The 13,996-nt window shown below is 62.3% G+C and carries 12 protein-coding genes; 5 read left to right on the forward strand and 7 right to left on the reverse strand.

Features of this window, described 5'->3' with window-relative positions:
- Positions 1-47: 47 nt before the first annotated feature.
- Together D0T11_RS09120 and D0T11_RS09125 are read right to left on the reverse strand one after the other, a co-directional pair.
- Positions 48-1,262, reverse strand: coding sequence for a chorismate-binding protein (locus tag D0T11_RS09120; protein ID WP_119655477.1), 1,215 nt, complete (start codon positions 1,260-1,262; stop codon positions 48-50).
- A 226-nt stretch (positions 1,263-1,488) separates the two neighbouring features.
- Positions 1,489-1,908: a hotdog fold thioesterase gene (locus tag D0T11_RS09125; protein ID WP_119655478.1), complete on the reverse strand. Its 420-nt coding sequence runs from the start codon at positions 1,906-1,908 to the stop codon at positions 1,489-1,491.
- A 188-nt stretch (positions 1,909-2,096) separates the two neighbouring features.
- Here D0T11_RS09125 and D0T11_RS09130 point away from each other — a divergent pair, with 188 nt between their 5' ends.
- The 5 genes from D0T11_RS09130 (at position 2,097) to D0T11_RS09150 (ending at position 9,398) form a co-directional block, all read left to right on the forward strand.
- Positions 2,097-2,732 (forward strand): histidine phosphatase family protein, encoded by a 636-nt coding sequence (locus D0T11_RS09130; protein ID WP_119655479.1) that lies wholly within the window; start codon positions 2,097-2,099, stop codon positions 2,730-2,732.
- A 252-nt stretch (positions 2,733-2,984) separates the two neighbouring features.
- The gene (locus D0T11_RS09135) at positions 2,985-4,748 is read left to right on the forward strand and encodes a pyruvate dehydrogenase complex dihydrolipoamide acetyltransferase (protein ID WP_119655480.1); all 1,764 of its coding nucleotides are present in this window, start codon (positions 2,985-2,987) and stop codon (positions 4,746-4,748) included.
- A 270-nt stretch (positions 4,749-5,018) separates the two neighbouring features.
- Positions 5,019-7,592 carry a TonB-dependent receptor gene (locus D0T11_RS09140; protein ID WP_119655481.1) on the forward strand — a complete coding sequence of 858 codons (2,574 nt, stop codon included), beginning with the start codon at positions 5,019-5,021 and terminating at the stop codon, positions 7,590-7,592.
- 173 nt (positions 7,593-7,765) lie between these two features.
- Complete coding sequence (gene hslV, locus D0T11_RS09145) at positions 7,766-8,302, forward strand: ATP-dependent protease subunit HslV (RefSeq protein ID WP_119655482.1); 537 nt, start codon at positions 7,766-7,768, stop codon at positions 8,300-8,302.
- Between the two features lie 124 nt (positions 8,303-8,426).
- Positions 8,427-9,398 (forward strand): deoxyhypusine synthase family protein, encoded by a 972-nt coding sequence (locus tag D0T11_RS09150; RefSeq protein ID WP_119655483.1) that lies wholly within the window; start codon positions 8,427-8,429, stop codon positions 9,396-9,398.
- Between the two features lie 82 nt (positions 9,399-9,480).
- Here D0T11_RS09150 and D0T11_RS09155 read toward each other — a convergent pair whose 3' ends face one another.
- The 5 genes from D0T11_RS09155 to D0T11_RS09175 all read right to left on the reverse strand — a co-directional run bounded on the left by D0T11_RS09155 (position 9,481) and on the right by D0T11_RS09175 (position 13,973).
- A complete protein-coding gene (locus D0T11_RS09155; RefSeq protein WP_119655484.1) occupies positions 9,481-10,320 on the reverse strand; it encodes an endonuclease/exonuclease/phosphatase family protein in 840 nt (279 codons plus the stop codon).
- An 88-nt stretch (positions 10,321-10,408) separates the two neighbouring features.
- On the reverse strand, positions 10,409-10,954 hold the full coding sequence (locus D0T11_RS09160) for a hypothetical protein (protein WP_147374585.1): 546 nt from the start codon (positions 10,952-10,954) through the stop codon (positions 10,409-10,411).
- Between the two features lie 294 nt (positions 10,955-11,248).
- On the reverse strand, positions 11,249-12,154 hold the full coding sequence (locus tag D0T11_RS09165; protein WP_119655486.1) for a DUF3667 domain-containing protein: 906 nt from the start codon (positions 12,152-12,154) through the stop codon (positions 11,249-11,251).
- A gap of 104 nt (positions 12,155-12,258) precedes the next feature.
- Positions 12,259-12,639, reverse strand: a complete 381-nt coding sequence (locus D0T11_RS09170; RefSeq protein ID WP_119655487.1) for a hypothetical protein — start codon at positions 12,637-12,639, stop codon at positions 12,259-12,261.
- A 23-nt stretch (positions 12,640-12,662) separates the two neighbouring features.
- Positions 12,663-13,973 carry a cystathionine gamma-synthase family protein gene (locus D0T11_RS09175; protein WP_119655488.1) on the reverse strand — a complete coding sequence of 437 codons (1,311 nt, stop codon included), beginning with the start codon at positions 13,971-13,973 and terminating at the stop codon, positions 12,663-12,665.
- Positions 13,974-13,996 lie beyond the last annotated feature (23 nt).

Here is a 13,996-nt window from a genome sequence, read left to right on the forward strand (position 1 = left end):
TGCGGTGGCGCCTTCGCTGAGCATGACGTTCTTTTTGCTGTCGTTCCTCATCCCAAAACGGCCCCTGCGGTCCGGAGTTTCAACTCCGTTTCCTCCCATTCGCGGGTGGGGTCGGAGTCGGCGGTGAGGCCGGTGCCGGCGTAGAGCACGGCTTGGCCGGGGCGCAGTTGCAGACAGCGCAGATTCACGTAGAGGCGGGCCGCGCCGGGGTCGGGCAGGTTTACAGGACCCAGGAAACCGGCGTAATAGGCCCGGTCGTAGCCCTCGTGCTGCTTGATGAAATCGAGGGCCGCCTGGCGGGGCATGCCGCTTACGGCCGAAGTGGGGTGCAGCAGCCGCAGCATATCGGTGCCGAGCGTGGCGAAGGGCACATTGTGCAAATCCACCGCAAAATCGGTGCGCAGGTGCAGCACGTCGCCGGCGGCCACGGTGCGGGGGCCGGTTTCCTGGTATTCGCGCAGCCGCAGCTGCTTGAAGCAATTCACGATGTAGCGACCCACCAGGGCCTGCTCCTCAATTTCCTTCTGCCGCCAGATAGCCTCACTCGGCGCATGGCCCGGCAGCAGCGGCTGGGTGCCGGCCAGCGCCATCGTCCGGAACACCTGGTCTTCGCCCACTTCGGCCAGCACTTCGGGCGTGGCGCCCAGCCAGGTGCCCGCGCCCGGCGCACTCACCAGCGATACGAAGGCGTTGGGGTAGCGCCGCTGCAACTCTTCAAAGGCCCGCAGCGCATCAAACCCAGCGGGCAACTCCCGCTGCACGGCCCGGCTCGATACCACTTTCTGGACCGTGCCGGTCCGGATGGCGGCTACCCCGGCGGCCACCAGCGCCTCGTATTCGGGGCGGGTGGCGGGCCGGGGGGCGTGGCGGGGGCGCACGTGCCAGGCCAGCGGGGCCGGCCGCGCCAGGGCCGCGAACCGCTGCCGTAGCTCGGGCAGCCGGGCGGCGGCGGCCGCACTCACGCGCACCTCATCGGGCCGGGCGAGGTCAAAATACAGGTCGGCCGGCAGCAGCAGGGGCGGATTGTGGTCGGAATCTTGGAAGGGAAAGAAGGCGAAACCGGCCGGCGCGCTGGCCTCCAGCGCCGGCGGCAACCCCACGTAAGCCGCTTCCACGCGCAAACTCAGGCACAGCCGGGCGTGCGCTGCACCGGGCAGCCGCCACAGCGCCACCGGCCGGCCGCTGCTCAGGGCCAGCGCCACCAGCTGCCGCTGCCGCTCGGCCGGCGACAAGTCAGGATTCCAGGCAACGGATTGGAGCATTGTTAGGGTTTTGGGGGCTGGGGGACTGAGAGAACCGAGGAATGGGGAGCCTGAGGAACTGAAACCAAGAACGGTGTCATGCTGAGCGAAGGCGTAGTATCTCTACTGCTTCGTTGAGATGGTAATTGAGTAGTCAGAGGTAGAGATGCTTCGAGTATGGCTACGCCTTCGCTCAGCATGACACCGTTCTCTTAACAGGCTCGTACCGTTTCTCACTTCTCACTTCTCACTTCTCCACATCAATCACCGCCATGGTAATGCGGCTGATGCAGACCAACGCGCCGGTTTGCTCGTGGGTGATGCGGATTTCCCAGACCTGGGTGCGGCGGCCCACGTGCAGGGCCGTGGCCCGGCCGATAACGTGGCCGTCGCGCACGCCTTTTATGTGGTTGGCGTTGATTTCGAGGCCCACGCAGGCTTGTTTGGTAGGGTCGGGCAGGCGGGTGTGGGCCGCTATGCTGCCCAGCGTTTCGGCCAGCGCCACCGAGGCCCCGCCGTGCAGCAGGCCCATGGGCTGGTGGGTGCGCCCATCAACGGGCATCCGGCCTTCGAGGTAGTCCGCCGTGAGAGCCGTGAGCTCGATGCCCAGCACATCGGCCAGGGTGGGGCGGGTATTCACCCACTGTTTGAGTTGCTCCAGAGTCATGCGGGAAGTAGGATAGGGTACAGGAAGGAACGATGAGGGGGCCGGCCAGCCGTCCGGTAGCACAACCATTGGGCCGCGAAATCTTCCGGCCCGCCGGACCCGCTCCTACGGGCAATCCGGTCTGAACGGCAGCTGTCCGGCCAAAAAGGCCGTACTTTAACGGCGCAAACAGCAAAACTAGCGGGAAAATGAGCGTCAAAAAAATCTACCTCATTCGCCACGGGCAAACCGACTTCAACCTGCGCGGCATTGTGCAGGGCAGTGGCGTCGATTCGTCGTTGAACGAAGCCGGACGACGGCAGGCGGCCCGTTTCTTTGCCGCCTACCGCCAGGTGCCCTTCGCAAAAGTATACACCTCCCTGCTGCGGCGCACGCACGAGTCGGTGGCCGGGTTTGTGGCGTTGGGCCTGCCCTGCGAGCAGCACGGCGGCCTGAACGAAATCAGCTGGGGGACCCGGGAGGGTACCCGCGTCACGCCCGAGGAAGACGAGGAATACCACCGCGTGCTCCAGGACTGGCGGGCCGGCCGGACCGCTTCCTGCCTTCAGGGCGGCGAGAGTCCCGAGCAGGTGGCCGCCCGGCAGCGGCCGTTCGTGGAGCTGCTGCTGAGCCGGCCCGAGGAGGAAACCGTGCTCGTGTGCATGCACGGGCGGGCCATGCGGGTGCTGCTGTGCCAGCTGCTGGGCTACCCGCTCAGCCAGATGGACCACTTCGAGCACCACAACCTGGGCCTCTACCAGCTCGATTATACCGGCTCCCTGTTCACGGTGCGCCGCTTCCTGGACGTGCGCCACCTGATGAGCGCGGAGGAGCGCGGACTCTAACGGATTCAGCTTGGCTGTCCTTCGGCTCACGGATTTTGTAGCCGGTAAAAGAGTGGCAGCAGGATTTGCTCAAGCGGCCATGAGCGAGCACACCCGCCCGCATGCAGGCACTGGTCTGGCCTAAGCCGCCGGAAACTCCCGTCAGGCGAAAATTCGCTGTTTTGGGGCTTCTGGAGGAAGATCGGGTTTCGTTTGCACCCCCGAAAATTCGGGCTAATTTTGACCCCATTCAACCCAACGACGACGACGCAGATGGCCGAACTCATAAAAATGCCCAAGATGAGCGACACGATGACCGATGGGGTCATTGCTTCGTGGCTCAAAAAAGTAGGCGATAAAGTAAAATCCGGGGATATTCTGGCCGAGGTGGAAACCGACAAGGCGACCATGGAACTGGAAAATTATGAGGATGGCACCCTGCTCTACATCGGCCCGAAGGAAGGAGATTCCGTGGTCGTGAATGGCCTGCTGGCCATCGTAGGCAAGGAAGGCGAGGACATTGCTTCCCTGCTGAAAGATGCCCAGGCCGAAACCGCCCAGCTCGCCACCGGCGAAACGGAAGAAGCCCCGGCCACCGAAGCCCCGGCCGCTGCGCCCGAAGCCCCGGCCGCTGCCCCCAAAGCTGCCGCTGCTCCGGCTCCCGAGGCTCCTAAAGCCGACGCTCCAAAGCCCGCGGCCCCGGCCGGCAACGGCAAGAAGGCAACGGTCATCCGGATGCCCAAGATGAGCGACACCATGACCGAGGGCACCATTGCCGCCTGGCTGAAAAAAGTGGGCGACAAGGTGAAATCGGGTGATATTCTGGCCGAAGTGGAAACCGACAAGGCGACCATGGAGCTCGACAACTACGAGGACGGCACCCTGCTCTACATCGGCCCGAAAGAAGGCGAGGCCGTGGCCGTCGATGGCGTGCTGGCCATCATCGGCGAAGAAGGCGCCGACGTGCAGGCCCTGCTCGGCGGCCCGAACGACGCCGCCCCTGCTGCTGCTCCGGCGGCCGCTGAAGCTGCTGCCCCCGCGTCGGCTTCTACCTCGGCTCCCGCCCCGGCTGCCGAAGCGGCTCCCGCCGCCAACGGTGGCCGCATCTTCGCCTCGCCGCTGGCTAAAAGCATTGCCAAGGATAAAGGCATCGACCTGAATACCATTAAGGGCTCCGGCGAAAATGGCCGCATCGTGTCGCGTGACCTGGAAGACGTAGCCGCTTCGCCCGCGCCCGCCCAGGCTGCTGCGCCAGCTGCTGCCCCGGCTGCTCAGCCCGCCGCGGCTCCGGCTCCGGTGGCGGCCAAGCCGGCTCCGGCCGCTGCGCCTGCTGCCCCAGCTGCGCAGCCCGCCGACGGCACCTATACCGATACGCCGGTGACGCAGATGCGCAAGGTAATTGCCCGCCGCCTCTCCGAAAGCCTGTTTACGGCCCCGCATTTCTATCTGACGATGGAAATCCTGATGGACCGGGCTATGGAAGTGCGCACCCAGCTCAACGAGCTTTCGCCCGTTAAACTCAGCTTCAACGACCTGGTGCTGAAGGCTTCGGCCCTGGCACTGCGTCAGCATCCGGCCGTGAACTCCTCGTGGCTGGGCGACCGGATCCGCCAGAACCACGTCATCAACATCGGCGTAGCCGTAGCCGTGGATGAGGGCCTGCTGGTGCCGGTGGTGCGCAACGCCGACGGTAAGGGCATGTCGCAGATTGCCACGGAGGTGAAAGAGCTGGCTGGTAAAGCCAAGAGCAAGAAGCTGCAGCCCGCCGAGTGGGAGGGCAGCACCTTCACCATCTCCAACCTGGGCATGTTCGGCATCGACGAGTTCACCGCCATCATCAACCCGCCCGATGCCTGCATCCTGGCCGTGGGCGGCATCAAGCAGACCGCCGTGGTGAAGAACGGCGAGCTGGCCGTGGGCAACATCATGAAGGTAACGCTGAGCTGCGACCACCGCGTGGTGGACGGTGCCACCGGCGCGGCCTTCCTGCAAACGCTCAAAAGCCTGCTCGAAGACCCGCTGCGGATGCTCATCTAAGCTAAGCCGCAGAATTACTTCAAAAGAGCCAGTCCCTTGCCGGGGCTGGCTCTTTTATTTGCCTGTTAACCGGCACGGCGGTTCGTCTGCGTTGGAAGCTGATTTGACACGGCCGTGAGCAAGGAAGCAGTGGCCGTGAGCCCGGGGCGGGATGAATTTGCAGGAGCCAAGGATGCGGGTGGCTGATTTTACAGCAAAACGGCTATACTTGCCGCTGGTGGGCGTTGCGCCGGCAACACCCGATTGTGAATTGCTCACTCAATACTATCTATGAAAACGAATTTACTCGCCATTACCCTGTGCATAGCTAGTGCTACCACCGCCTACGGCCAGGGCCAGACCCTCAATGGCCAGGTGCTCGACGCCGCCGGCAAACCCGTTATCGGGGCTACGGTAGTAGAAAAAGGTACCAACAACGGCACCGCCACCGACAATGACGGACGCTTTGTGCTGAAGGCCCGCACGGCTTCGCCCCGCCTGCAAATCAGCTCCATCGGCTACGGCGCCCAGGAGGTGGCCGGCAGCGGGGAGGTGAGCGTGCGCCTCGCCGATGCCACCAACAGCCTCGGCGACGTGCAGGTAGTAGGCTCGCGCAGCCAGAACCGCTCCATCACCGACTCACCTTCGCCGGTCGATATTATCGATTTGCGCGAGGTAACCACCAAAACCGGCCAGCTCGATGTAAACCAGCTGCTGCAGTTTGTGGCGCCCTCGTTCAACTCGAACCGGCAGACCGGCTCCGATGGCGCCGACCACGTGGACCCCGCCTCGTTGCGCGGCCTCGGGCCCGACCAGACGCTGGTGCTCGTGAACGGCAAGCGCCAGCACCAGTCGGCGCTGGTAAACCTGTTCGGCTCGCGGGGGCGCGGCAACACGGGCACCGACCTGAACGTGATTCCGGCCGCCAGCATCGAGCGGATTGAGATTCTGCGCGACGGCGCGGCCGCCCAGTACGGCTCCGATGCCATTGCGGGCGTTATCAACATCGTGCTCAAAACGTCGGTGAAGGAGCTGACGGCCAACGTGAACTACGGGGCCTACGACGCCAAGTACCGCCGCGACGACCAGCGTTTCGACGGCGGCAACTTCAACGCCAACGTAAATTACGGCCTTGGGCTGGGCGAGAAGGGCAGCTTCATCAACACCACGGTTGACTTCAACCAACGCCAGCACACCCAGCGCGCCGCCGTGCCGGCCCCCGATGGCCTGGCCCGCCGCGAGTACGGCGACCCCAAGGTGTCGAACCTCTCGGCCTACGTCAACTCCAAGTTCGCCCTCACCGACCAGACCCATATTTACGCGTTTGGCGGGGCCAACAAGCGCCAGGGCGACGCCTACGCCTGGACCCGCTTCCCCGACGACGACCGCAACGTGCCCGCTATTTACCCCAACGGCTTCGACCCCATCATCACCAGCGACATTATTGATGTGTCGGCCGTAGCGGGCTTTTGCACCAAGCTCGGCGGCTGGGACCTGGATTTGAGCAACAACTTCGGCTCCAACCGCTTCAACTACGGCCTGAAAAATACGCTCAATTCCTCGCTGGGGGCCAAGTCGCCCACCTCGTTCGATGCCGGCGGCTTCCAGTTGCAGCAGAACGTGGTGAACCTGGGCCTGACGCGCAATTACGGCACCGTGCTGAGCGGTCTGAACCTGGCCGCCGGCGCCGAATTCCGCCGCGAGTGGTACTCACTCTTCGCGGGCGAGGAAGCTTCCTACAAGAACTACGACCCGGCCGGCACGCCCGACTCGTTGCGCCGGGCCAGCGGCTCGCAGGGCTTCCCCGGCTTCCAGCCCACCGATGCCATCAAGGCCGACCGCGACAATGTGGGCGCGTACGCCGATGCCGAATTGAACGTGAACCTGCGCTGGCTGCTGGCCGGCGCCCTGCGCTACGAGCACTACACCGACTTCGGCAGCACGCTCAACTACAAGGCCTCGACCCGCTTCAAGCTGACGGAGTTTCTGACCCTGCGCGGCACCTACAGCACCGGCTTCCGGGCGCCCTCGCTGGCCCAGATCAACTTCAACTCCACCTTCACCAACTTCATCCAGGGCCAGGCCGTGGAAGTGCTGCTGGCGCGCAACAACAGCGCCGTAACCCAGAAGCTGGGTATCCCGGCCCTCCGGCAGGAAACCTCCAACAGCGCCAACGTGGGCCTCACCAGCCGCATCGGCCCGGCGCTGAGCCTGACGCTGGACGGCTACTACATCAAGGTGAAAGACCGCGTGGTGCTCACCAGCCAGTTCGGCAACGACGACCCGGTGATTGGTCCCGACCTGGTGGCGCTGAACGTGGGGCAGGCCCAGTTTTTTGCCAACGCCGCCGACACCCGCTCGCTGGGCCTCGATGTGGTGCTCAACCACACCGCTCAGCTGGGCGCGGCCGGCCGCCTCAACTCCACGCTGGCGGCCAACTTCAACCAACTGAAAATCGACCGGGTGCAGACCTCGGGCCGCCTGGCGGGCCGCGAGGATGACTTTTTTGGACCCCGCGAGCAGGCCTTCGTGAAGGCGTCCGCGCCGCCGTCTAAAATCAACCTCACCTTCGACTACCAGGTGGCCCGGTTCGGCACGCTGGTGCGGTTCGTGCGCTTTGCCGGCGTGGATTTGATTGACTGGGACGGCAACCCGATGAACTACGACGCCCGCGTGACGACTGACCTGACGCTGAGCTATGCCCTGACCAACCACTTGCAACTGATCGGGGGCAGCACCAACCTGTTCAACCGCTACCCCACGCTCTTCAATCCGCAGCTCACCGAAACCGGCGGCGCCTGGGACCCGGTGCAGATGGGCGCGAATGGGCGGTTTTACTTTGCTAAATTGCAGGCCCGATTCTGATTTGAGTTGTTTGTTGTCAGCTGCTCGTTGTCAGCTGATACCTGCCAGATAGCCTGAAGTCGGGAGTCAGCCGTTGGTACGTTGCGTACCGGCGGCTGGCTCCTTGTTTCCGCGCTACGCTCCCCCGACAACCAGTAACCGACAACTGACAACTACCACCTGACAACTAGCCAATGAAAATCCGTTCTACTACCGTCCTCGGCGTCCGCCACAACGGCCAGGTGGCCCTCGGGGCCGATGGCCAGGCCACCATGGACAAGCACGTGGCCAAAAGCAACGTGCGCAAAGTCCGCAAGCTGCACGACGGCAAAGTGGTTACCGGCTTTGCCGGCTCCACGGCCGACGCGTTTATGCTGCTCGATAAGTTCGAGGAGAAGCTCGGCAACTACAACGGCCAGTTGCGCCGGGCCGCCATCGAGCTGGCCAAGGAGTGGCGCAAAGACCAGTACCTGCGCAAGCTCGAAGCCATGATGGTGGTGTGCGACAAGGACGAGCTGCTCATCATTGCCGGCACCGGCGACGTACTGGAGCCCGACAACGACGTGGCCGCCATCGGCTCGGGCTCGATGTACGCCCAGGCCGCCGCGCTGGCCCTGAAAAAGCACGCCCCCCACCTCACGGCCCGCCAGATGGTGGAAGAAGCCCTGCACATCGCCGCCGACATCTGCATCTACACCAACCACAACCTCATGATTGAGGAACCGGTATAGCTGTTTTGAGCTGCAAGCCTCAAGCTACAAGCTGCAAGCTTTCAGTTAGGACTATTTAAATCATCTGTTTTTCGTTTTGCCATAGAGCTTGCAGCTTGCAGCTTGAGGCCTGAAGCTCCTAAAAATGCAAATCACCAACTTCCTCAAGCACCATTACCGCCACTTCAACGCCGCCGCCCTGATTGATGCGGCCGAGGGCTACAACAAGCACCTCGCCGATGGTGGCAAGATGATGATTACCCTGGCCGGCGCCATGAGCACCGCCGAAATGGGTATTCAGCTGGCCGAGCTCATTCGGCAGGATAAAGTGCAGATTATCAGCTGCACCGGTGCCAACCTCGAAGAAGACATCTTCAACCTGGTGGCCCACGACTTCTACGAGCGGGTGCCCAACTACCGCGACCTGACGCCCGCCGACGAGCAGGCCCTGCTGGAGCGCCACATGAACCGCGTAACCGATACCTGCATCCCCGAGGAGGAGGCCATGCGCCGCCTGGAGCACTCGGTGCTCAAGTTCTGGGAGAAGGCCGACAAGGCCGGCGAGCAGTATTTCCCCCACGAGTTCTTCTACCAGATTCTGCTGAGCGGCGAGCTGGAGCAGTACTACCAGATTGACCCCAAGGACAGCTGGATGCTGGCCGCCGCCGAGAAAAACCTGCCCATCATCTGCCCCGGTTGGGAAGACTCCACGCTGGGTAACATCTTCGCCGGCCACGTCATCACGGGCGACATCAAAAATGTGCACACCGTGCGCACCGGCATCGAGTACATGATTTACCTGGCCGGCTGGTACACCGAGCAGGCCACCGAAGAGAGCCCGGTCGGCTTCTTCCAGATTGGCGGCGGCATTGCCGGCGACTTCCCCATCTGCGTGGTGCCCATGCTGCACCAGGACCTGGGCCGCACCACGGTGCCGCTGTGGGGCTACTTCTGCCAGATTTCGGACTCCACGACCAGCTACGGCAGCTACTCGGGTGCCGTGCCCAACGAGAAAATCACCTGGGGCAAGCTGGGCCAGGACACGCCCAAGTTCATCATCGAGTCGGACGCGACCATCGTCGCCCCGCTGATATTTGCCATCGTGCTGGGGCAGTAATTGCCGTCTGACACTCCATAAAGAAAGGCCCGCCGCTGAACATCAGCGGCGGGCCTTCGCATGTGAGGTGATGGGGAGGAAATTATTGCCACGCCAAGCGGCAATACACGGCCGGATGGTCAGATACGCCCACACTGTGCGGAATGAAATCTACGCTTCGGGTCTTGAAACGACCGACGGAAAAGTATATCCGGTCGACACTGATGAATGGGGGCGAAAATGTATTCAGTACATCCGCATATTTGGTGGACGGTAGCTCGTGTACCTCAAACATATTGAAATCGCCCAGAATAAGCTGAGCCTCGTCCTGCCGCTCCTGGAAATACGTGGCGGCCGTGGCGGCAGCGGTGGGTAGCGGATCAAAATGCAGGGAATATACCCGTACCGGCCGGCTGCCCACCAAAATTTCGGCGGCCAGGATGCTGCGTCTTCGCCATTTGCTGACGTATTCGTTCTCGTGGTTCTCGATGCTGTTGATGGTAAAGCGGGTCAAAATGGCATTGCCCCACTCGCCCTTTGGGGGCTGAACGCCCCGCGGCTCGTTGTGGGCGTGGGCCCCAAAAGCATAGTTCATGTGTAGCCGGGCGGCCAGCTGCTCGGTGAAATCCTGCGTAGCGGAATTAGAGCGGTTGCGCGGCACTTCCTGCAAGCAGATAATATCGGGCTTCACCCGGCTCAGAACGCGCGCTATACTATCGAGCTGAGCCGCCGAGCCGCCTTTTTGGGTAGCATCCCACGGGTCTTGTCCGTCCCGGAATCCTAGCTGGATATTATACGTCACGCACGTCAGCAGGCTATCGGGGAGGCTGCCACTTACCGGATTCCGGAAGTAAGATGTGCGGGTTCTGTAATCCGGGAACAGCTTTTTGCAGCCGCCCAGGGCCACGGCCGCCAGTACCAGAGTCAATCGGATTAAATACATGGTTTACCAAGGCTTACGGTACCTGCAAGTGCGGAGAACTACTGCAAAAGAAGGAGTACCCTACCAAAAAAGCGTGACGAGTAGAACACTAGGACGCCAACTCCACTGCCTCCGCCAGCAGCTCGGCTTCGCAGCGCAGGCCGGCGAGGCGGGCTTCCAGCAGCAGGCGGGCCGTGGCCCCGCACTTCTCGCGGAGCTGGCGGCGGGCTCCCAGCTCGAAAATGGTGAGCCAGTCCGCTTCGTCCTCGGGGTTGGCGACCGGGCCGGGATAAGCCCGCAGGGCCGGGGCGGCGGCCAGCCGGGCCAGGTATGGGGCCGCCCGACGGTGTAGCGTTGCCAGTTCCAATTCCAGACCCTGCATCTTCACCCGACACTGGCGTAGCCGGTAGTCCAGCTCCTGCACATCCGGGGGCGGTTCGGGCAGGGCCGGCGGGGCCGGAAAACTGCCCCCCGCACCATCGTAGACGAGGCCCTGGACCGTCATTGCCAGTCGCATCGTCTGGACTCCCACGGTGGCGGTCGTCGATTGGTAGCCTCGCTCCGTTAGGGCCAGACTCGACCTGCCTACCCCCAGCCACTCGGCCATCATGTCTTGCGAAAGTCCGAAGTACGTGCGAAGTGGGAGCGTGTCCATGCCAGAAGATTGAGGTCCGTTGGTGAAGCTAAACAATTTTGGACTAAACAATTTGAAATTGTTTAGTCCAAAATTGTTTAGCTTCACCCTGTTGCTATGTGTGTTGGGTTTGTAAGCAGTAAGGTGGAGGCGTGAGCTATCATCAGCCAGGAACGCCCCTGGCGCGCCCCKGGCGCGCCAGGGGCGTTCCTGGGGGGCTGGGGCAGTAATTGCCGCTAAACACTCAGTAAAAAGCCCGCCGCTGAATATCAGCGGCGGGCTTTTTGTTTTCTTCACGGGTCCACCGATTGGCTTCTAGTGAGCCGGCGCGGGCACCGATTTGGTCTGCTGCTTTTGGAGCCGTTGCTGCTCCACTTCTTTTTTAATAGCATTTCCTCTCAACCCCGCCCCAACTATTCCCACGAGCATAGATGGCACGATGATGCCCAGCACAAATGGAAGAAAACCTCTTATCAGACGGCCTGCCAAGCTCAGGCCCGTATGTGCCAGCATGGAACTGTAAGCCCAAGTGGCATATCCGAAGCTGATTAGCGACGCTATAGCCCCCACTTTCGTGATGTAGATTGTGCCGGAGTAAAAATAGGAAACGGGTAGGAAGAACAGGGTTAGCGAGTTGCAAACCGCCGTGATCAATGCCGCAATAACGAGACACTCGGCGTAGTTGTAGCCCCCGCGGCGTAGAAACAGCCGCGCAAACGCGGCTATTATCGGCACCAATCCCACGTAAACCCAACTCATGTATTTGGCTATGAATTCGATGCCAGACTTTTGCGCCTGCCATACGGCCTCGGGTACGGCCGGGTCGCGGGGCGGCATCAGGTCGATATGCAGGACCGAGGAAATAAAGGCGTAGAGACCGGTTACCAGTAACAGCAGCGACAACGGCGGAAAGTGGTACTTGCGCTGCCCGGCCAGGTACTCCCGGATGGTGGGTCCGGGCCGCAATAGCATGTTTTTTAGGGTGTACAGAATGCCCTTATCCACGTGCCAGATGGAGTGCGGGATGTCGTGGAGCATGTCGGCCATCGTGAGCCGGTGGGTGTGGTGGGCGTCCTGCCCGCACTGCCCGCAGAATCGGTCGGGCACCGCGTGGCCGCAGTTCAGGCAGTGGGCCGGGCCATGCGCGGCTGGGGTTGATACGGGTAGTTGGGTTGGGTCCGGGAGAATAAGTTCAAGCTCGGGAGTAGCGGTTGGTTGCATAGGAATGAGTTGTAATGCTAATTGTAAATCTACTCGAATATGTGGTTCACCCAATGAAACAGGCCCGCCGCTGACGTTCAGCGGCGGGCCTTTGTGGTGTTTCTTTAGCGGTCAGGATACGTGTGCCGGGCTTTCAGTAGGGGCCAGCTGACATCCTGAATAGCGCAGGCCCGGCGTTTCAGCTCTTCCAGGCCGGTTGCCGCAATCCAGTGGTTCGCGCGGTCATAGAAGTCAAAAAACGACAGGCCAGCTATAGAGTCTTCGGCCGCCTGATCGGGGCAATGGATGCCAATGGCCGGATAGTGCGGGCCCGGCCCGGGATTATGCGGGCTGGTTACGGCTATCAGATCAAACGCAACGCTACCTGAGGCCTCGGGGAGGATACCAGGAAAAGCCCGGCGGACTACCTCATGGCATTTAACCAGTAAATCCAGCTCCCAGTCCTGGGGTATATCGATTTCAACAAGCAGGTAGCCGCGTTCCATACACGATACTTCCGCCGTCCAGCCTACGCCATTTCCGCCACTTCCACCTCCTTTGGCATGCCTACGGCTTCAAATGCCTGACCCAAATCCAGCATTAAATCCTGGGGGTCTTCTACGCCGATACTCAGGCGGATCATCTGGGGGGTGATGCCCATTTCCTTCTGGTCTTCCAGCGTGATATCGGAATGGGTCATGGTGCCGGGGTGCTCGGCCAGGCTTTCGGTGCCGCCCAGGCTTACGGCCAGCTTAATGAGCTTGAGGGCATTGAGGAAGCGGAAGGCTTCGGCCTCGCCGCCCCGGATGTCGAACGAAATCATGGAGCCCGGCGAGAGGCACTGGCGGCGGTAGATGTCCTGCTGCACGGGGTTGCCTTCGAGGTGGGTGAGGTAGTGGGTGCGCTCGACCAGTGGGTGCGCCCGCAACCAGTCGGCAATGGTTTGGGCCGATTGGGCGGCGCGCTCCATGCGCAGCTTCAGCGTTTCGAGGCTGCGCATGAGCATCCAGCCGGTATTGGGGTCGCACATGGTACCCATAAACGTGCGCATGGCCTTGATTTCCTTCATCAGGGCGTGGCTGCTGAGGGCGGCCCCGGCAATCAGGTCGGAGTGGCCGCCCAGGAACTTGGTGGCCGAGTACAGTATCACGTCGGCGCCGTGCTTGAGCGGGTGCTGGAACACGGGACCCAGGAAGGTGTTATCGACCACGAAGCGCACCGGCTTGTCGGGCGTGGCGTACTGGCGGGCCAGGGCGGCGCAGGCGTCGAGGTCGATGAGGTGGTTGGTGGGGTTGGCAGGGGTTTCCACGTAAATCATGGCGAGGCGGCCGGGGGCAATGGCCGCGGCCTGGGCCTGCATTTCCTCGGGGCTGGCGCTGGGGCGGAAGCCCACGGCCTCGATGCCGAACTTGCGCAGCACATTTTTCAGGAAGAAATCGGAGCCGCCGTACACGGGCTCGGAGTGCAGCACTACGTCGCCGGGCTGGAGCAGGGCCAGCAGGGTGGTGCTGATGGCAGCCATGCCCGAGGCGAAACTGGCAGCTTCTTCGGCTTCATCCCAGAGGGTGAGCCGGTTCTCGAGGATTTCGAGGCTGGGGTTGTTGAGGCGCGAATAAATCAGGCCCATTTCCTCGTCCGGTCCCTGCTGGCGCAAGCCGTAAGCCAGCTCAAAGAAGGCCTTGCCCTCCTCGGCGTTCTTGAACACGAAGGTCGAGGTCTGGAAAATGGGCGGCTTGATGGCGCCCTCGCTCCAGGCGGGCGTGTAGCCGTAGCTCATCATCAGGCTCTCCGGGTTCAGGCGCTGGCCGTTGATGCAGGCGTGGTCGGCGGGGTTGGTCATGGGGGTGGGATTTGGGGGGTGGG

Source organism: Hymenobacter rubripertinctus, assembly GCF_003583925.1.
Taxonomy (GTDB): Bacteria; Bacteroidota; Bacteroidia; order Cytophagales; family Hymenobacteraceae; genus Hymenobacter; species Hymenobacter rubripertinctus.